Here is a 19,208-nt window from a genome sequence, read left to right as displayed (position 1 = left end):
AAAGTAGTCAGTGAGTGAATAATTATTTCCAGATTCGGAAATAATTCCCTTAAGATTTTTGTACTAAACCTTTTTATTGTATTTCTTTTACGATTTTCATTACTAAATTAGCTGAATGCACGGATGCTTTTTCAAGAAATTGATCATATGACATCTTTGCATCCTTGCCTGCGACATCACTTAAAGAGCGGATAATCACAAATGGAACCTCAAATTGGTGGCATACATGGGCTATTGCTCCTGCCTCCATTTCAGCGCATTGGGGTTCCTTGAATGTTTCTTTTAACAAGGCTACTCTTTCTTCTTCGCTCATAAATGAATCACCTGAGACAATTAAACCAGTAACCGATGGAATGCCGATTCCCTGGGCACATCGTTGAGCCGCTTGAACCAGGCGGGTGTCTGGAGAAAACTCGGCAGGCATTCTAGGAACCTGGCCAAACTCATAGCCAAAAACAGTCGCATCAACATCGTTATAGCGAACTTCACTTGAAATAACAAGGTCTCCAGTCTGCAGAGCGGGATCGAGCCCTCCGGCTGATCCTGTATTAATGACAGCCTCCGGTTTATAAAGCTGCAGGAGGAGAGTGGTCCCTATAGCAGCATTTACTTTTCCGATACCAGACTTTAGAAGTACCACATCCTGGCCCTCGAGTGTTCCATGATAGAAAAGCGCTCCTCCCACCGATGTCTCTTCTACGTCATCCATCTTACTACGTAATAGTTCTACCTCTTCTTCCATAGCACCTATAACAGCAATTCTCATTATGTAACCTCACAATCGAAATTATTATATTTTCTTCACAAGTCATGAATACTATTTTATAATACAAAAGCAGCAGCGAAAAGAGCAAGTAAAGGAGGAGTAACTGTTGAACCTGAACCTACAACCTATACACGATAAGGTAGAATTTTTCGAAGCAGAAAGCTTAAAAAAACTGGAGGAAAAAATTTCTTCACAAATTGAAACCAATGACGCCATCATGCTGGAGGTTCATCATGTTGGACACCATGTCTCTATTCATCCGAAAACATCTCAGCCATATTATACAGCAGTCGTTCATTTTAAGGCTAAAACCAGCAAATAAAAAGGTAATTGAAAAGAGGAAGCTTTCTCTCATTTTTTCATAAGCAGGCTTCTTATTCTGTTCCCTAAGCTTTACCTCAGGGCTCAAGTAAGACGATCCTTTGTGGTGAAAAAAGGCCTGCAAGCAGACATCTAAATAATAGGCTTTGTTACATCTGTTGGTGCTTTCTGTAAAACACTCCCTAACACAGAAAAGTACAAGTGCGACATCCATTCATGCCTCGCTTCCTTCCCATTCACGGGGTGTCTTCTATGCCTGCGACATGGCCTCAGCTTCCTTGAGACAACCACTATGCTGGATCTTTGCCTCCTGCTATGTCCGATTATTTATAAACAGAGCCAAATATTGAAAACAGGCTGTTGAGAGATTGTGCTCAACAGCCTGTTTGTCCCCTTTACAGGGTTTATTTAATTAATTGGTGTAAGGGTTGCCGTCCAGTACTTCTACGTTTACCGGCTTCCACCCTTCCCCTTCAATGAATTCGATCGTTACACGGTAAGGCTGATGCCTTTCCTCATAGATTCCGACAGTACCCACAGCCGTAGTAGCATTTCCGCCGTTTTCTAGTCGCCAAATTGTCATGTCGTCACGGCTTATGCCTGTTGCATATTCCATAGCCATTTCCATTTCATTCCAATTTTGACTTCCGCTGCTGAAATTATGGGTAAATGATCCAGACTGCTCTGTTCCGATGGGTTCCCAGTCACCTTCATTTTCTGGGATTCCAGGCTCATCGCTTTCACTGCCTTCTTCCTCAGAATCTTCACGTGCTTCCTCTTCTTCTCTTTCATCAGCTGCGTCATCTCCGTCAGAATCCGTTTCTTCTTCCTCTTCCTCTCTCGCTTCCTCGTTTTCTTCTACAGCCTCATCATTTTCCTCTTCTTCATATGCTACTGTGTCCGCTTCTTCTGGCACAGCATGCTCTTCACTTTCATTCTCTTGCATTGTATCCTCGTTCAGGTTCTCATCATCTGCTTCCTCTTCGGTTGTAACGTCATCTGCAGGATCTGGAGAATCCTGCTCAGCTACCTGTTCATTTCCCCCGAAAAATAGAGTTCCCCCAAAGAAAAGGACTAGAGCTGCCACAATTCCGATAGCCGTGTTAAGAATTCGGTTCATTTTCCTTCTTTTCCGCAATTCAAAACGTGTGTCCTCACCAAATCCTCTATTATTATTATTATTATTATTATTCATTTCACTTATCACCTGCACTATTTCTATTTGATATCTTGATAAGCCGTGAATTTGCCTGACTCTTAATACCCTGTATATATCATAAAAGATTTTGTTAGAAGAATCGAGTGATTTTCGACCTTTTTTTCATTCTTTGACACATTTTGATAAAGAAAAAGAGAGTGGCTCAAAAGTCAGACTTTTTGATCCACTCTCTTTCTTTCATTAACTTACTTCAATAATTTCAACCTTTAGTTCACCGCCAGGTGTGTTAACCATGACTTTGTCACCGACTTTGCGTCCTAACAGGCTTTGTGCCATTGGAGAGGAATTGGAAATCTTACCTTCTAAAGGATCAGACTCGGCACTTCCGACAATGGTATATACCTCCTCATCTCCGTCAGGGAGTTCTTTGAATTTTACTGATTTCCCAAGCGCTACTTCTGAATTGTTGGAAGCATCTTCTTCAATTATTTCAGCATTTTTCAGCATCTTTTCAATTTGGGCAATTCTTCCTTCTACGAAGGCTTGCTCATCTTTTGCTGAATCATACTCAGAATTCTCGGAAAGGTCACCAAAGCTTCTCGCTACTTTAATCCGTTCAACCACTTCTTGGCGGCGCTCTGTTTTAAGAAACTCTAATTCCTCTTCCAGCTTTTTTCTTCCCTCTTCCGTCATATAATGCTTTTGATCTTCAACCATATCTTTCACTCCTCTTAAGTGCTTTACATCTTATCTAGGTAGTTATGAGAAATAACATATTTGGGAGTAATCGTCAGCGCCTGCCCTTCCACAAGGAAAACACAATCCACTTGAAATCTCCGCCTATACAATAAGATAAGAAGAAAAGCAAGGTTACCCTCGCTTCTCTGAAAACCCTTTAAAATATTATTTCTGCCATATATCATACGCAGAAACAAGCATAATTACAATTATTTTTTTAATTAATTCTCTGATTAACCATTTTTTTCTTTTTTGGACTATGCCTGACTTTTGTCCTTCCTCATCATATTGTAGGGATTCACAGGCTTATCCACTTTAAAAGAGACTGTTTGAAGAGGATGGCGGGCTGCATCAATGCTTTCTCCCTCTTCATCATAAAGTTCTGTAACCACTTGGGAAAAGGGCTCAATATCCGGTCCGAAGAATTCAACAATATCTCCCGGTTTAAAGTAGTTTCGCTGCTGAAGAGTCACCATTTGATCCTCTTCATTATATGAAAGAACTAAACCGGCAAAATCAAAGGTAGTTTTCTTAGAATTCCCACCCCACAATTGTTCTTTGTAGGATGGGGTATTTTCAAAGAAAGCAGGAGCTGTATCTCTATTTGCACACTTATCAAGCTCCCTCAGCCACTCTTTGTTAATCCTAAAATTATCGGGATCAGCACAGTATGCATCGATTACTTTTCGATACACGGAAGCCACAGTAGCCACATAATGTATAGATTTCATTCTTCCTTCCACTTTCAAACTGTCAATTCCGGCTTCAATCACTTTCGGGATGGATTGGATGAGATTTAAATCTTTCGGGCTCATTGTAAAGTTTGCGTCATCTTCTGCAAACAAAGGATTCTCAATTCGTCCTTCCCCATCTGCTCCTTCTTCATACAAATCGTAATTCCAACGACAGGACTGACAGCAGCCTCCACGGTTGGAATCACGAGCCGTCATATGATTGCTCAATACACACCGTCCTGAATAAGAAATACACATGGCTCCATGAACGAATGCTTCCACTTCAATATCTACATGTTTCTTTATTTCAAGCATTTCTTCCATGCCTACTTCTCTTGCCAGAACCACTCGTTCAAGCCCTTGCTCTTTCCAAAACTTCACAGCAAGCCAGTTAGCTAATGACTGCTGGGTTGACAAATGGACCTCAAGTTTTGGAGCCGACCGGCGGCATGTCTCAATTATTAAAGGGTCAGCTACAATGATGCCCGTAACCTCAACCTCTTCCAGGTCCTTCAAATATTCCTCGAGCCCGTCCATATTTTCATTGTGAGCGTAAATATTTGTAGTCACATAAACCTTAGCCCCGTACTTTTTAGCAAATTGTACACCCTCACGCATCTCTTCTTTAGAAAAGTTATCCGCGTTTGAGCGCAGACCAAATTCCTGTCCGCCAATATATACAGCATCTGCTCCGTAATGAACCGCTATCTTTAATTTTTCGAGATTTCCGGCCGGAAGCAAAAGTTCAGGCTTTTTTGTAATAACCCGTTTTCCTGCTTTGCGTTCTGCAATAGCTTCCATCATTTTTCCTCCTTTAATATACCGTTTCTTTAAAGAAGAAGCCGGTATCTAAACTGCGGTGCTCAGGCTGCAACGCCTCCGCTGCTTTAAGAAAATCTTCTCGTTTCTCATTATATTCATCCGGCGAATTTCTATAGAGATCAATGGCTTCTCTGTACAAGGCTGTAATATTTCTAATATACTCAGCATTTTTAAGAATTCCATCTATTTTAAAACTGTCAACTCCAGCATCAAGCATTTCATCGAGCTCATCAATGATACACATATCGTTTGGACTCATGATATGGGTCCCATTACTGTCTTCAAAAATAGGATATTTCGCATCTCGTTCAGGGTCATATAAGAACATACCCCGGTCCTTGCTCCTGCGCTCTACTTTTAAGCTTTTCCCTTGGTATTCCATATAATTGCCGACTAACCGTCGTTTTGACTGGAACATGGCAGTCATTCCATGGACCTGGACTTCTATTTCCACGTTAGCATTTTCTTTTGTTTCAACGACGGCATCCAAATTAATCTCTCTAGCAAGGACTGCACGCTTTGCTCCTTTTTCTCCCCAGTAGTTGGCTGTAAACCAGTTGGTTGCTGTCGTTTCAGTATTCCAATGAAGAGGAAGATCTGGAGCCGCTTCTCTGGCTGCCATCAGGACTGCCGGATCTCCAAATACGACAGCATCTCCTTTGATCTCTTTCACATAACGCAAATAATTAAACAGGTCGTTAACCTGGTCATTATGATAAATGGCATTCATAGCAACATAAGCTTTGATTCCTGCTGTATGAGCTGCTTCCACTGCTTTCTTTAATTCACCTCTGTCAAATTCTCCTGCTAAACGCAGACCATATGCCTCCTCGCCAATCAGGACTGCGTCCGCACCAGCCTCAGCAAGGGGGGCGATATCCTCAACTGACAATGGAGTCACAAGTAATTCGGGTCCTTTATCCATTATCATCACCAGCTTTCCTTTCTTGTGGTTACTGCAATTCCATCACCAACGGGAAGAATTGCTGTAGTATATTCAGGATGATTTATTAACCATTCGTTGTATTCTTTTACTTTACGTATCATCGTCTTCATTCTTTTCGGGCTCTTCTCAGGATCAGTCACATACCCTTTAAAAAGAACATTATCTGTAATGATGATCCCGTGATTATTTAGCTGCGGGGTATACATAGTAAAAAAATTCTTATACTGGCCTTTGGCAGCATCAATAAATAATACATCATATGGAGCCATTTCTTCAAGTTTTTTACGTTCTTCTAATGCATCACCATACACCATGGTAATCCTATCCTCTGCTCCGCTGCGAGCGATAAATTCCACTGCCTGGTTATATCTTTTCTCATCCCGCTCGATGGTTGTTACAGTTAATCCCTTGACCCCTTTTGCCATACGTAAAGCAGAATATCCAATAGCCGTTCCAATTTCCAGAACTTTATTTGCATTATGCACTCTCAAAAGCTGCAGTACTGCTTCGAGGGAGATTGTGTCAATTATAGGGACATTCTCCTGTCTCGCTGTTATTTCCATCTCCTTTAAGAGATCTTTCTGCTCAGGGTACAATGAGAGTAAATATGCTTCTATGCTGTCACCGTTCATTACTGTCTCCTTTACACTTTCTTATCTTGCGTCATTTTACCATAGAATATCTTTAATTTCTAAGCGCCGCAGCATTTTCCTTGCAGAAAAGAGATGATAGGGCGACAGCATAAAAAAGGCTGCCCTTTCTGGACAGCCTGCCGAAATTACTCTGCTTCTTCTTCCTGGTCTCCTCCGCCTTCTACCCATTCATGACGATACTCCTGATGTACCCGATTATGCTCTTCATAAGTCTCATTATAAATAACTTCTCCGTTATACCGGGCATAGAAATATAAATAGCTGCTATCTTCAGGATTTAGCACAGCTTCTATAGAATCCCGTCCAGGACTTGCAATCGGGCTTGGAGGCAGTCCTCCGTACATGTACGTATTATATGGTGAATCCTCGGCGGTGTGGTCAAAGGTTGTCATATATTGATGCTCTCCAAGGGCATAAGATACCGTAGGGTCTACCTGCAATCGCATGTCTTCATCTAATCTATTAAACAAGACGCCAGCAATTAACGGCCGGTCTTCATCCTGCTGTGCTTCTCTTTCCACAATGGAAGAAAGAGTGAGCAATTCATGAATGGTCAAATTACTATCTGCCATTTGCTCTTCATAATCACCAAGGACATCCTCAGTTCTATCTAACATTAATTCCACAACTTCTTCGATTGAAGGGTCTTCTTCATAGAAATCATACCTTGATGGAAAGAAGTATCCCTCAAGGGCATAACGAATTTCCTCATCCAAAATATCATCAGTTAAAACATCATAGCGGTCAATCAATCCTTCTACGTATTCTTGATCCTGTATCACATCCATAATGTCCTCTACATCATGGGAAGTATATTCAGCAGCCGTCTCTACAATAGACTCAAGCCAATATCCCTCTGGTATAGTAAAAATGATTTCTGGTTCTTCATCTAAACGGCCTTCTTTAAGCTCTTCAATAATCTCGTCAAGATCCATGGCTCTTGAAAGCTCATATTCACCAGCCTGAAAGCCTCCTTCGTTTTGATAGCGGACATAGTATCGGAAAAAGGTTCCATTCTGAATGATATTTTCTTCTTCTAATATGTCTCCAATCTGTGCGGTCGAAGAACCGATAGGTATTTCGACAATTTGCCCTTCCGCATCTTCCTCCTGGGGACCAATAGCAGATTGTACATACATGTACCCCCCTGCGAGTATTCCTGCTATAGCAATTACAATAATAAGCAGGGAAATCATTACAATTTTCCGAATAATTCTGGCTTGTTTCGCTTTTTTCGTCATTGATTTTTCTACTTCTTCTTTGTCAATATCCCGCACTCTTTTCCCCTCCCCGTACTATTATATAATATTAGTCAAATTTCGCTAAAGTCGGAGCTTTTTTATGTATGAATAAAAAAGCCTTTCTGCTTATGCAGAAAGGCTGAAATTCACTTAAATCTGATCTTCCGCGCTTAAAGTTTCAATCATCTCTTCTACCATATCCCACTCTTCATCTGATTCAATTGGATAAAGGGCCTGCTCCGCATCTTCTCCATCCTTTTCCTCGTAACGAAAAGCGTAAACTTCAATTTCTTCTTCCTCTTCTTCTTCTTCTTCATCCTGCTGCTCACCAGCTGAAGTTAAAACCATATATGAATGGCCTGTCTGCTCCAGGTCAAAAGTAAACAGGATATCTAAAAGATGCTCATTACCTTCATCATCAGTTACTGCGATTGTTTTATTTTCTTCTGCCATATCATACACCTCCTACTCTTTGTGTACCCTGATTCATTTTAGTTTACCCATGTTGATCCAAATATCCTTGTAAAATCATAACTGCTGCCATTTTATCAACTACTTGTTTTCTTTTCTTACGGCTTACATCAGCAGAAATAAGGGTTCTTTCCACCGCCTGGGTGGTCAATCTTTCATCATACATTACCACTGGCAGTGAAACCTCTTTTTCCAGAGACTGGGCATATTCCTGGCATTGTTCCCCTCTTGGACCGATGGTTCCATTCATGTTTTTAGGGAGCCCGACAACAATTTTTGATATTTCATACTCCTTGATAAGCTCTTTAATGCGAGGAAACGACGTCTCAACATCTTCATCTTTGAGATGAATAGTCTCTACCCCTTGGGCAGTCCACCCCATTGCATCACTAACAGCGATGCCAATCCGCCGTGTCCCTAAATCTATGCCTAATACTTTCATTTTGATTCCTTTCTCGTGTGGTTCAAATAAGAACGTACTAATTCCTCAATCAACTCATCACGTTCCAGTTTCCTAATAAGAGAACGCGCTTCTTTGTACCTGGGAATGTATGCTGGATCTCCAGACAACAGATACCCTACAATCTGATTAATGGGATTATAGCCTTTCTCTTCTAAAGCTTCATAAACTGTTAAAAGTACATCTTTTGCCTCTGCATCAAAAGAATCGTCGGGAACGTTAAATTTCATTGTGTTGTCATTCGAACCCACTGCACACACCTCTTTCTTCTTAGGTTAACGGTGAAGGCAACCAAGGAACAAACCGTACCTTTATATCATGAAAGTCCTGCTTTGAGACTGATATGGCATTAAAAGAGAATTTCCCATACATACAGTAACCTGTCCAAAGTGAAAGCTGCAACGTTAACCTATCCTCTTTTTTCCATTGTACATCAAATAATTCGGTTTAGGAAATGGCGCTGATTATACCAGGAACAGCGGCAAGGGCTTCTTGTAATTTTTCTGGCTTCTTTCCGCCTGCTTGAGCCATATCTGGGCGGCCCCCGCCGCCTCCGCCGCAAATGGAAGCTGTTTCTTTCACTATTACGCCTGCTTTATAGCCATTTCCTATTAAATCTTTTGTAACGCCTGCGACTAAATTTACTTTCCCGTTATTTTCAGCTCCTAATACCACAATACCAGATCCAAGCTTGTTTTTCAGTTCATCTACTGTATTTCTCAAAGCATCCATGTCAGTTGCTGTTACTTGTTTTGCAATGACCTTAACCCCATTTACTTCCTCGGCTTCTTCAATCAGGCTTCCTGCTTCCATGTTACCCAGCTTAGCCGAAAGAGATTCATTTTCTCTTTGAAGATCACGTATTTGCTGACGAAGGGCTTCTACACGCAGTGGAACATCTTCTGGTTTTTTCGCTTTTACTATATTCTCTGTTTCCCTTAGTACTTGTATTTGATCATTCATGACTTCATAAGCTTTTTTTCCTGTCACAGCTTCTATTCTTCTGACCCCAGCACCAATACCTGCTTCAGAAACAATCTTAAACAACCCTATTTCAGCAGTGTTTCTTACATGACAGCCCCCACAAAGTTCAACGCTGTAGTCCCCAACTTGCACCACTCTGACTCTTGAACCGTACTTTTCACCAAATAAAGCCATAGCTCCCATCGCTTTTGCTTCTTCAATATCTTTTTGCTCTATGACTACAGGAATTGCTTTCCAGACATGTTCATTTACAATGGCTTCAATCTTTTCCAGCTCTTCTTCTTTTACTTGTCCAAAATGAGAAAAATCAAAGCGGAGACGTTCTTGGCTCACAAGGGAACCAGCCTGATTAACATGCTCTCCAAGTACATCTTTTAAAGCTTGATGGAGCAAATGAGTGGAAGTGTGGTTCTTAATAATGTCAATTCTTTCCGTTTCTTCCACTGTAGCCTGGACTGTCATTCCCTTTTTTAAGGTCCCTTCCTTCACTTCAATCGTATGAAGGTGCTGCCCATTTGGAGCTTTTTGTACATCTTTTACTAAAGCGTATACCCCGTCGCCTGTTAAAGATCCCTGGTCAGCGACCTGTCCTCCGCTTTCGGCATAAAACGGTGTCTTGCTTAAAATGACTTTCGCTTTACGACCGGCTGAAAGCGCATCTACTGCTTCCTTTTGATACACAATCACTTCCACTTCTGATTCAGCAGATAATTGTTCATAACCGGTAAATTCACTTGCAATTTTCACATCAGAGAGCACAGATTCCTGCGTCTGCATAGAGCCGCTGTCTTTTCGAGCCGCTCTTGCCCTCTCTCTTTGTTCAGCCATTTCCTTTTCAAACCCGGCTTCATCAATGGTAAAGCCTTTTTCTGTGACGTATTCTTCTGTTAAGTCTGCCGGAAATCCGTACGTATCATATAACCTGAAGACCTCTTTTCCAGAAATAACCGTTTCTCCATTTCTCTTCGCTTCTTCCATCACATTAGACAGGATGGAGAGCCCTTCACTTAACGTTTCATGGAAACGCTCTTCTTCATTTTTTATTACTTTTTGAATAAAGGTTGATTTATCCTCTACTTCCGGATAGTACTCTTTCATAATTTCTCCTACTACCGGAACAAGTTCATACATAAAAGGACGATTGATATCTATTAATTTTGCATAGCGGACGGCCCGGCGGAGCAGCCTGCGCAGGACGTACCCTCGACCTTCATTTGAGGGGAGAGCTCCGTCACCGACAGAAAAGCTAACAGTCCGTACATGGTCGGCAATAACTTTAAAGGACTCATCTATTTGTTTGTTCTCCCCGTATTTTTTCCCCGAGATTTCTTCTGTTGCACGAATAATAGGCAAGAACAAATCAGTATCAAAATTCGTCTCAGCATCTTGAATGACAGAGACTATTCGTTCAAGGCCCATCCCAGTATCAATATTTTTCTTCGGCAGCGGTGTATAGGTATGGTCTGGATTGTGGTTAAATTGAGAAAATACAAGATTCCAGATTTCAAGGTACCTCTCATTTTCTCCTCCAGGGTATAATTCAGGGTCATTTGAATCATCTCCGTACTCTGGTCCACGATCATAGAATATCTCTGTGTTCGGACCGCTCGGACCCTCGCCAATGTCCCAGAAATTTTCTTCTAAACGTATAATTCTTTCTTCAGGAAGGCCTATTTTGTTTTTCCAATATTCAAATGCTTCATCGTCTTCAGGGTGAACGGTAACTGACAGTCGTTCAGGATCAAACCCAATCCACTTTTTGTCAGTTAAAAATTCCCACGCCCACTCAATGGCTTCATTCTTAAAATAATCTCCTATGGAGAAATTGCCCAGCATTTCAAAAAAAGTATGGTGTCTGGCAGTTTTTCCTACGTTTTCAATATCATTGGTCCGGATTGATTTCTGGGCATTTACGATTCTAGGGTTCTCAGGAATCACTCTTCCGTCAAAATATTTCTTTAACGTAGCTACCCCGCTGTTGATCCAAAGCAAGGATGGATCCTCATGGGGAATTAAAGATGCACTGGGTTCTACTGAATGGCCTTTTTCTTTAAAGAAATCTAAAAATTGCTGTCTAACTTCTGCAGCTGTAAGTCTTTTCATATATATCCTTCCTTTCATTTTTCAATTACGTGTCTCGCTTCTGGGACTAATAAGAAATCAGGCCAGATTGCGGCTGTTCGCTGTTTTAGAAAGCTCCAGTAAACCTGCTAAGCTGTTTCAAGCACAAAAAAATCCCGTCCCTCATTCAGGGACGAGAATATATCACGCGGTACCACCCTGGTTACGGATACAAATCATCCGTCAACTCAGTCGGCCGTAACGTGGCCAGCGGCAGGGTTTTCCCGCACTCTGGAGTAGCTATTATGCCAATCTTCGCCTAGATTCCTTTCAGCCTCGGGAATCACTCTCTGTTAGACGGGCTTTGGCTTTTCATTCCGTCATCGTATTATTATTTCTTTACATTTATCCTCTCTTATATATTAAACAATATTTATCCCCTATATTTCAAGTTTCCATTAGTTTTTTACCGAATTGAATTCATCAATAATCTCTTGCACTGGCTTTCGGTCCATGAGACTGACTGCAATAATCATTAATCCTCCAAATATAAAGCCTGGCACGATTTCATAAAGGTCAAACAGACCTCCGCTTAGATTGCTCCAAATAATAACCGTTACTCCCCCGGTTACCATCCCAGCCAACGCTCCCCATTTGGTCATCCTTCTCCAAAAAAGAGACAGTAAAATAACCGGACCGAATGCAGCACCAAATCCTGCCCATGCATATCCAACCAGGTCTAATATAGTGCTGTCTGGATTGTAAGCGAGAAGTGTAGCGATTAGGGCAATTCCCACGACTCCAATTCTCCCTATCCAGACAAGCTCTTTTTCCGTGGCAGCCGGCCTTAGAAGCCCTTTATAAAAGTCTTCTGCCAGCGCACTTGAAGAAACGAGGAGCTGGGAGTCAATTGTGCTCATGATCGCCGCTAAAATGGCAGCTAGTAAAAAGCCAGCTACCCATGGATTAAATAAAACCTGGGTAAAAAGTATAAAAACCGTTTCTTCCGCACCCTCTGCAATAGGTGTACCTGGTCCGCCCCCTGCAAAGTAGGCAATTCCTGCAAATCCAGTAAATATGGCACCAAATAAGGCTAAAACCATCCAGCTCATTCCAATAAAGCGAGCTTTCCCCACTTCCTGGACAGATTTAATGGCCATAAACCTCGTAATAATATGAGGCTGGCCAAAATAGCCCAGTCCCCAAGCAAGAAGAGAGATTATTCCAATGGCTGTGGTTCCTGCAAATACGTCTAAATATGCAGGGTCCACTTCTCCTACAGCCTGAACACTTTCTCTCCATCCGCCCATTTCATAAATGGAAACAACAGGAACAATAAGCAAGGCTAAAAACATAAGGATACCTTGAAAGAAATCGGTCCAGCTGACCGCTAAAAATCCTCCAAGAAAAGTATAGGAAATGATAACCGCCACTCCGATCCAAAGGGCGGACTCATAGGTCAGACCAAAGGAAGCTTCAAATAACCGAGCGCCTCCGACAAGTCCTGCAGAGGTGTAAAAAGCAAAGAAAAGAAGAATAAACAGGGCAGAAATAATTCTCAGGATCTTCGTGCGATCATGGAACCTGTTTTCCAGAAAATCAGGAATCGTAATGGAATCCTTTGCTACCTCTGTATATTGTCTAAGCCTTTTTGCTACAAACTGCCAATTTAAGTAAGCTCCTATAGCCAGGCCGACTGCAATCCATATTTCACTCATGCCTCCGACATACAACGCTCCAGGAAGACCTAACAAGAGCCAGCTGCTCATATCTGATGCCCCTGCACTTAAAGCAGCGACTCCTCCACCAAGAGACCTTCCTCCCAGGACATAATCCGACAAATTATGAGTGAGACGATAAAAAATAAGGCCGATAACAAGCATCCCTACTAGATAGACAATAAAAGTAATGAGTGTAGTTGTTTCCATTTCTAGTCCCCCTTTCCTCGTGAAGGATCAAACTTCCAAGTAATAAAAGATAAAATGATGAGCATCGGCATAGGCACTAACAACCAAAACCATGTTGCTGCAGTTAGCGTGTACTCCACAAAACTCCCCCCTTTTGATCACGTCTACTATCATTGCAAGAACAATGCCAAGTTTCAACTATATCCTTTCCTTCTTATATATGCCAGAGCCTCGTCTGTTATTTCCCCTTGTCATGTGAATGAGTAAATTATAAAATAAAGCAAAATGTTTTGCATTTACTGAAAATTTTGCACTTTTGTTCTGCATCAGCAGTCTCTTGTCATACAACTATACCTGCGAGGTGAGGAAATGGAAGAAAAAATAAAGAGCGAGTTAATCGAGCCCCTTATACATCAAACAATCCTGGATAATATTGACCTAGGAATTAGAGTTGTAGATTCCGAGGCAAAGCCTATTATTTATAATAAAAAGATGCGTTCCATTGAATCCATGACCATGGAGGATTTTTCGAAAAAGAAAATTACTGATGTATTTCGATTTAAAAATAAGCTGGACAGCAGGCTTCTTCAAGCATTACACCATGGAAGATCCTTTCACAATGAAAAACAAAACTATTTTAACAATAAAGGTGAAGAGATTACCACTATTAATAATATATTTCCGATAAAAAAAAGAGGAAAAACCATTGCAGCTGTTGAAATCGCTAAAGATATCACCCAGGTGGAGAAGCTGATTAGAGAAAATATAAAACGTAAGAGTAACACTACCTACACATTTGACAATCTAATCGGTGATTCACCACCGTTTAAAGAAGTGATTGAAAATGCTAAGAGAGCTACAAGGACCTCTTCTTCTGTTTTGATTGTTGGGGAAACTGGAACTGGCAAAGAATTATTTGCTCAAAGCATCCATAGTGGCAGTGAGAGAGCAGCTGGGCCGTTTATTACTCAAAACTGTGCCGCATTACCAGAATCTTTAATTGAAGGCATACTTTTTGGCACAGTAAAGGGGGCCTTTACTGGTGCAATTGAACGCCCTGGGCTGTTTGAAGAAGCTGAAGGAGGGACTTTACTTCTTGATGAAATTAACTCTCTCCCCACTTCTCTTCAAGCTAAGCTCCTGCGAGCCATTCAAGAAAGAAAGGTAACAAGGATAGGAGAAACAAAAGAACGTCCCATAAATACACGTATACTAGCGACTATTAATGAAGACCCCATCGATGCAATTGCAGAAGGACGTTTACGAAAGGATCTTTATTATCGTTTAAGTGTCGTTACTCTTTTTATTCCGCCTCTTAGGGACCGAATAGATGACACTTTCCCACTGGTGGAAACTTTCTTAAGAAAATATAACTACCTTTTTCAAATGAACGTCAGCGGGATAACCGATGGCGTACGCGAGACCTTCCACTCCTATCATTGGCCTGGAAACGTCAGAGAACTTGAGCACGTGATAGAAGGGGCTATGAACTTAATTATTGAAGAAGAAAAAATTTCACATTCTCATCTTCCACCACACTTTCAGAATAAAATGAGGTTTGCTCACCACAGCCTGAAAGATGAAAATACCCTTCCCTTTTCATTAAAAAACGGAAACACTATGCCTCAAATGCTTAAAGAAATGGAAAAGTCCATGATCAAACATGCACTGCAAAATAATGAATATAATATAAAAAGATCAGCCAAAAAGCTAGGAATAAGCAGACAAAGCCTTCAATATAAGCTTGAAAAATTCAAAATTAATAAACAGGAATAGGAATGTTGTCTGCTTTTACCTTCCTTCTCTCGTTTACAATTCGATTACCCGGCCTTCCTAGGAAGGTTTTTCTTATAACTTACATTTTCTTTTCCTCTACGCAAAAAAATTTGCACTTAAATGCAATGTATTTTTGCACTTTTCGGTCTCTTCTTGTTTTTCCTCACTGTTTTATTAACTTTTTATTTTGGCACGCTTTTTGCATTATTAAGTGGTGAAATCATTTATTAACGTAAAGGAGCTGATTTGTCATGGTATGGGCATATAGACATGAGCCATTCACTGATTTTACTAATCCCGCTAATAAAAAAGAGTTTGGTGAAGCCCTAACATTGGTTAAGCAGGAGCTTGGAAAAGAATACCCCCTTATTATAGGCGGAGAACGAGTCATGACAGAGGATAAAATAGTTTCTGAAAATCCATCTGACAAAAAAGAAATTGTCGGTTATGTATCAAAAGCGACAAAAGATCATGCAGAGAAAGCACATCAAAGTGCTCAGAAAGCTTTTGAATCTTGGAAAAAGTGGAAGCCAGAAGCACGGGCTAATGTTCTTTTTAGAACAGCAGCGATTGTTAGAAGAAGAAAGCATGAATTTTCTTCTTACCTCGTATATGAAGCAGGAAAGCCGTGGAAAGAAGCAGACGCCGATACAGCCGAGGCCATTGACTTTCTGGAGTACTACGGACGTCAAATTCTTACATTGAAAAATGGTGTTCCTATTCACAGCAGGGAGGAACTTGAGTTTAACCAATTTACTTACATCCCCCTCGGTGTGGGTGTGACGATTTCCCCATGGAACTTTGCTTTTGCCATCATGGCCGGTACGACTGTCGGCCCCATGGTCTGCGGAAATACTATCTTGCTCAAACCAGCAAGCACAACACCTGTTATAGCATACAAATTTATGGAAGCTTTAGAGGAAGGCGGAATGCCTAAAGGGGTTGTCAATTACATCCCTGGAAGCGGCTCGGAAATTGGTGACTTTTTAGTTGATCATCCAAAGACAGCCTTTATTAATTTTACCGGTTCAAAGGATGTAGGAGTGCGTCTTTATGAGCGGGCAGCTAAAGTACAGCCAGGACAAAAATGGTTCAAGCGGGCCAGCATAGAAATGGGCGGAAAAGACACGATCATTGTAGATAGTGAATGTGATATTGATACGGCCGTTGAATCTATCGTTTACTCTGCCTTTGGATTCTCCGGGCAAAAGTGCTCCGCCTGCTCTCGTGCCGTTGTTCATGAGGATGTATATGAGGAAGTGCTTAACAGAGTGACTGAACGAACGAAAGAATTAACTGTTGGAAACCCTGAAGAACCTGATAACTTCATGGGGCCGGTGAACGACCAGGCTGCCTATGATAAGATCATGGACTATATTGAAATTGGAAAAAGAGAAGGCACCTTAAAAGCAGGTGGCTCTGGTGACGACTCAAAAGGCTATTTTATCAAGCCTACTGTCTTTTCTGATGTGGAGCCTGAAGCGAGAATTATGCAGGAAGAAATATTTGGTCCTGTTGTGGCTTTTTCTAAAGCCAAGGATTTTCAGGAGCTCTTAGACATTGCCAATAATACGGATTACGGTCTTACTGGTGCTGTGATTTCAAATAATAGGGAACACCTCGAGAAAGCCCGTGAGGAATTCATGGTTGGAAACCTTTATTTTAACCGCGGATGCACAGGAGCTATTGTAGGATACCAGCCATTTGGAGGATTTAATATGTCCGGTACAGACTCTAAAGCCGGAGGTCCTGATTACCTTCTCTTATTTATGCAGCCAAAAACTGTGACTGACCAATACTAGAACATATAAAGGGGGTGTCCTATTAGGCAAACAGGGTATCGTTTTAACTAACCTAGGCTGAAATACAGGTAGACTCCAGGCCCGCAGGCATAGAGGGTATCGTGGAGGCACATGAAGTGAGCGTAAAAAAGTTGATGTACTTGTGCCTTTATGAAAAGTGAATCGTATATCTGCTGAAAAGAGCCTTTTGAGGACACCCCAGTTGTTCACTCATACCATGGTTACTTAAATTCATCGGTGCGTGGAGGGGATGTAATTGAAAAATGTATCCAGAAGTTTCTTCCTTTATCTTTCACAAAGTAAAACTTTAAATAAAAGTGCCAAAAGATGGGGGCTTCGATTAGGGGCCTCCAAGGTTGTGGCGGGGACGACAATTGAGAGTGCCATGTCCACAGTCAAATCCTTAAATGCACAAGGCATTATGTGCACGGTTGATCACTTAGGTGAGTATGTAACTGATGCAAAAGAAGCTGCGGAAGCTCGAGAGTACTGTATCAATATACTACAAGCAATAGCTTTAGAAAAAACTGACTGCCATCTATCTTTAAAACTGACTAAGCTTGGCCTGGACATTGACCGGTCTCTTTGCTTAAACAACATGAAGAGCATAGTTAGTGAAGCTAAAGAATATGGTTTGTTTGTAAATATTGACATGGAAGACTACGGCCGTTATCAAACAACATTAGAAATTCTGGCAGAGCTCCGAAAAGAATTTGATAATGTCGGCACAGTAATTCAAGCCTATTTATACCGCGCAGAAAGTGACCTCGATGCATTAAAAGGCATACCGCTGAGGTTAGTAAAAGGAGCCTACAAAGAGCCTCCCACCGTTGCCATGCAATCAAAAAAAGATATAGACGCCAACTTTTTAAAGCTAATAAAAAAACATCTTTTAAATGCCAGCTATACAGCCATTGCTACCCATGATCATGTAATTATCGAAGAAGTAAAGAAATTTGTGGATGATCACAATATTCCAAGAGATCTATTTGAATTTCAAATGCTGTATGGCTTCCGCAATGAACTTCAACTTCAACTGGTTGGGGAAGGATACCGTTTTTGTTCCTATGTTCCTTTCGGTAATGATTGGTATGGCTACTTTATGCGCAGGCTTGCCGAACGGCCTCAAAATGTAAGCTTTGCAGTTAAGGGGCTGTTTTCCAGGTAATTTTTTGTTCATTAAAGGCCCGTATCACTTTGCTTATAATAACAAATACAGGTACAGCCAGAATCAGCCCAAGAACACCTGCTACTTCAAATCCTAACAGTAAAGCAAATATAATAAGCAGGGGATGTAAATGCACGCTCTTACCTACTATTAGAGGTGAAAGAACATTCCCTTCGATTTGCTGAATAATCAGGAGGGTAATGCTTGTAATAATCAGTACCCTTAATGAGACCGTAGCTGCAACAAGGAGGGCGGGGATTGCTCCCAAGAATGCTCCAAAATAAGGTATGAGCTCCATTAAGGCAGCAAAAATCCCTAATAAAACAGGGAAAGGAACTCCGATAAGCCACAAGGCTGACGTTGTAATCAGCCCTACTGCCAAAGCAACAAGTACCTGTCCTTTTATGTACCCACCCAATGCTTCATCTACTGCTCTTACTAATAAAAGACCCTCATCTCTCCACTTCTTTGGTGTAATTTGAACAACTGTTTTTTCAAAAGCCTCTAGATCTTTTAATAAATAAAAGACAAGAAACGGAAGCAAAAAGATCACAATCATTCCATCAAACATTAGCTGCCAGCTTTCAAGCAAAGAACCAAGCCCTCTTTGAATACTTTGTTCTACTCGATCAATTCCTTCTTCCATTGCATCATGAAGAGCCGGGGGGAACTGGTCCGCTCTTTGGTGAATCCATGTCATAGTTTGACTGAACTCCTGACTCCACTCTGGAATCTGCGTGATTAAACTTTCCACTTGATCAAATAAATAGGGCCCCCCCTTAATCACTCCCCACACGGTCCCGCCGATAAATAAACCATAAATCAGGAGAATGGAAAGAAACCTTGGGACTTTCCATTGTTCTATCTTATCTACTAAGGGGTGCAGAAGATAAGTAATCAATCCGGCAAGAAGAAAAGGAAGAAGAATCTTTCCTGCTTTCTTTACTCCTTCCACCCACCAGGGGGAAAGAAGCATTAACAAATAAAAGCCTATCAGGATCAAAACAATGATTAAAATTCTAAGAAGCCAGATTGTTTCTTTCTTCCTTTCCATCTTTCACCACCTCTATTTCCTAGCATGACTTTTTTTCACAAAAGTATGTACTCCCTCTAAATTAACTTGATATAGGACAGCAAACAGACAACATCCTGAAGCCGCTTCAACGCTCCTGTCTTTCTTCATCGGAAACTACTGCCAA

The 19,208-nt window shown here is 41.2% G+C and carries 17 protein-coding genes; 4 read left to right on the top strand and 13 right to left on the bottom strand.

Annotation, left to right across the window (positions count from 1 at the left end):
• Positions 1 to 73: 73 nt before the first annotated feature.
• Positions 74 to 766, bottom strand: coding sequence for a 5'-methylthioadenosine/S-adenosylhomocysteine nucleosidase (gene mtnN / locus CEF17_RS03240; protein ID WP_100398264.1), 693 nt, complete (start codon positions 764 to 766; stop codon positions 74 to 76).
• A gap of 106 nt (positions 767 to 872) precedes the next feature.
• On the opposite strand from mtnN, the gene CEF17_RS03235 reads away from it, so the two are divergent.
• Positions 873 to 1,088: a DUF2536 family protein gene (locus CEF17_RS03235; RefSeq protein ID WP_054635519.1), complete on the top strand. Its 216-nt coding sequence runs from the start codon at positions 873 to 875 to the stop codon at positions 1,086 to 1,088.
• A 411-nt stretch (positions 1,089 to 1,499) separates the two neighbouring features.
• Here CEF17_RS03235 and CEF17_RS03230 read toward each other — a convergent pair whose 3' ends face one another.
• The 11 genes from CEF17_RS03230 to putP form a co-directional block, all read right to left on the bottom strand.
• On the bottom strand, positions 1,500 to 2,282 hold the full coding sequence (locus CEF17_RS03230; protein WP_100398263.1) for a YrrS family protein: 783 nt from the start codon (positions 2,280 to 2,282) through the stop codon (positions 1,500 to 1,502).
• Positions 2,283 to 2,486: 204 nt separating this feature from the next.
• On the bottom strand, positions 2,487 to 2,963 hold the full coding sequence (gene greA, locus CEF17_RS03225) for a transcription elongation factor GreA (RefSeq protein ID WP_100398262.1): 477 nt from the start codon (positions 2,961 to 2,963) through the stop codon (positions 2,487 to 2,489).
• A gap of 278 nt (positions 2,964 to 3,241) precedes the next feature.
• Positions 3,242 to 4,519 (bottom strand): peptidase U32 family protein, encoded by a 1,278-nt coding sequence (locus CEF17_RS03220; protein WP_100398261.1) that lies wholly within the window; start codon positions 4,517 to 4,519, stop codon positions 3,242 to 3,244.
• Positions 4,520 to 4,532: 13 nt separating this feature from the next.
• A complete protein-coding gene (locus tag CEF17_RS03215; protein WP_100400774.1) occupies positions 4,533 to 5,465 on the bottom strand; it encodes a peptidase U32 family protein in 933 nt (310 codons plus the stop codon).
• A gap of 5 nt (positions 5,466 to 5,470) precedes the next feature.
• Positions 5,471 to 6,118, bottom strand: a complete 648-nt coding sequence (locus tag CEF17_RS03210; protein WP_100398260.1) for an O-methyltransferase — start codon at positions 6,116 to 6,118, stop codon at positions 5,471 to 5,473.
• 146 nt (positions 6,119 to 6,264) lie between these two features.
• Positions 6,265 to 7,416, bottom strand: a complete 1,152-nt coding sequence (gene mltG / locus CEF17_RS03205) for an endolytic transglycosylase MltG (RefSeq protein WP_232725402.1) — start codon at positions 7,414 to 7,416, stop codon at positions 6,265 to 6,267.
• 114 nt (positions 7,417 to 7,530) lie between these two features.
• Entirely contained in the window at positions 7,531 to 7,833 is a 303-nt protein-coding gene (locus CEF17_RS03200) for a DUF1292 domain-containing protein (protein WP_100398259.1), read from the bottom strand.
• 43 nt (positions 7,834 to 7,876) lie between these two features.
• Complete coding sequence (gene ruvX, locus CEF17_RS03195) at positions 7,877 to 8,293, bottom strand: Holliday junction resolvase RuvX (protein WP_100398258.1); 417 nt, start codon at positions 8,291 to 8,293, stop codon at positions 7,877 to 7,879.
• Positions 8,290 to 8,562 (bottom strand): IreB family regulatory phosphoprotein, encoded by a 273-nt coding sequence (locus CEF17_RS03190; protein WP_100398257.1) that lies wholly within the window; start codon positions 8,560 to 8,562, stop codon positions 8,290 to 8,292. Before CEF17_RS03190 ends, ruvX begins: the two co-directional genes overlap by 4 nt.
• A gap of 196 nt (positions 8,563 to 8,758) precedes the next feature.
• A complete protein-coding gene (alaS, locus tag CEF17_RS03185; protein WP_100398256.1) occupies positions 8,759 to 11,398 on the bottom strand; it encodes an alanine--tRNA ligase in 2,640 nt (879 codons plus the stop codon).
• Between the two features lie 416 nt (positions 11,399 to 11,814).
• Complete coding sequence (gene putP / locus CEF17_RS03180; RefSeq protein ID WP_100398255.1) at positions 11,815 to 13,284, bottom strand: sodium/proline symporter PutP; 1,470 nt, start codon at positions 13,282 to 13,284, stop codon at positions 11,815 to 11,817.
• Positions 13,285 to 13,632: 348 nt separating this feature from the next.
• On the opposite strand from putP, the gene CEF17_RS03175 reads away from it, so the two are divergent.
• The 3 genes from CEF17_RS03175 to CEF17_RS03165 all read left to right on the top strand — a co-directional run bounded on the left by CEF17_RS03175 (position 13,633) and on the right by CEF17_RS03165 (position 18,009).
• Positions 13,633 to 15,039 carry a sigma-54 interaction domain-containing protein gene (locus tag CEF17_RS03175; RefSeq protein ID WP_100398254.1) on the top strand — a complete coding sequence of 469 codons (1,407 nt, stop codon included), beginning with the start codon at positions 13,633 to 13,635 and terminating at the stop codon, positions 15,037 to 15,039.
• Positions 15,040 to 15,290: 251 nt separating this feature from the next.
• Positions 15,291 to 16,841, top strand: a complete 1,551-nt coding sequence (gene pruA, locus CEF17_RS03170; RefSeq protein WP_100398253.1) for an L-glutamate gamma-semialdehyde dehydrogenase — start codon at positions 15,291 to 15,293, stop codon at positions 16,839 to 16,841.
• 256 nt (positions 16,842 to 17,097) lie between these two features.
• Complete coding sequence (locus tag CEF17_RS03165) at positions 17,098 to 18,009, top strand: proline dehydrogenase family protein (RefSeq protein ID WP_100398252.1); 912 nt, start codon at positions 17,098 to 17,100, stop codon at positions 18,007 to 18,009.
• Here CEF17_RS03165 and CEF17_RS03160 read toward each other — a convergent pair.
• Positions 17,987 to 19,063: an AI-2E family transporter gene (locus CEF17_RS03160; RefSeq protein WP_100398251.1), complete on the bottom strand. Its 1,077-nt coding sequence runs from the start codon at positions 19,061 to 19,063 to the stop codon at positions 17,987 to 17,989. The genes CEF17_RS03165 and CEF17_RS03160 overlap by 23 nt on opposite strands.
• Positions 19,064 to 19,208: the final 145 nt, after the last annotated feature.

This window comes from Bacillus sp. FJAT-44742 (assembly GCF_002797315.1).
Classification (GTDB): domain Bacteria; phylum Bacillota; class Bacilli; order Bacillales; family Marinococcaceae; genus Thalassorhabdus; species Thalassorhabdus alkalitolerans.
This window is presented reverse-complemented; position numbering and strand designations above follow the sequence as displayed.

Bases quoted from the DNA above. Each gene is read 5' to 3' on its own strand.
- alaS (WP_100398256.1), bottom strand. From the start codon at position 11,398: ATGAAAAGACTTACAGCTGCAGAAGTTAGACAGCAATTTTTAGATTTC.
- pruA (WP_100398253.1), top strand. From the start codon at position 15,291: ATGGTATGGGCATATAGACATGAGCCATTCACTGATTTTACTAATCCC.
- greA (WP_100398262.1), bottom strand. From the start codon at position 2,963: ATGGTTGAAGATCAAAAGCATTATATGACGGAAGAGGGAAGAAAAAAG.
- putP (WP_100398255.1), bottom strand. From the start codon at position 13,284: ATGGAAACAACTACACTCATTACTTTTATTGTCTATCTAGTAGGGATG.
- CEF17_RS03175 (WP_100398254.1), top strand. From the start codon at position 13,633: ATGGAAGAAAAAATAAAGAGCGAGTTAATCGAGCCCCTTATACATCAA.
- CEF17_RS03220 (WP_100398261.1), bottom strand. From the start codon at position 4,519: ATGGAAGCTATTGCAGAACGCAAAGCAGGAAAACGGGTTATTACAAAA.
- CEF17_RS03160 (WP_100398251.1), bottom strand. From the start codon at position 19,063: ATGGAAAGGAAGAAAGAAACAATCTGGCTTCTTAGAATTTTAATCATT.
- CEF17_RS03230 (WP_100398263.1), bottom strand. From the start codon at position 2,282: ATGAATAATAATAATAATAATAATAATAGAGGATTTGGTGAGGACACA.
- mtnN (WP_100398264.1), bottom strand. From the start codon at position 766: ATGAGAATTGCTGTTATAGGTGCTATGGAAGAAGAGGTAGAACTATTA.
- CEF17_RS03215 (WP_100400774.1), bottom strand. From the start codon at position 5,465: ATGGATAAAGGACCCGAATTACTTGTGACTCCATTGTCAGTTGAGGAT.
- CEF17_RS03210 (WP_100398260.1), bottom strand. From the start codon at position 6,118: ATGAACGGTGACAGCATAGAAGCATATTTACTCTCATTGTACCCTGAG.
- CEF17_RS03200 (WP_100398259.1), bottom strand. From the start codon at position 7,833: ATGGCAGAAGAAAATAAAACAATCGCAGTAACTGATGATGAAGGTAAT.
- ruvX (WP_100398258.1), bottom strand. From the start codon at position 8,293: ATGAAAGTATTAGGCATAGATTTAGGGACACGGCGGATTGGCATCGCT.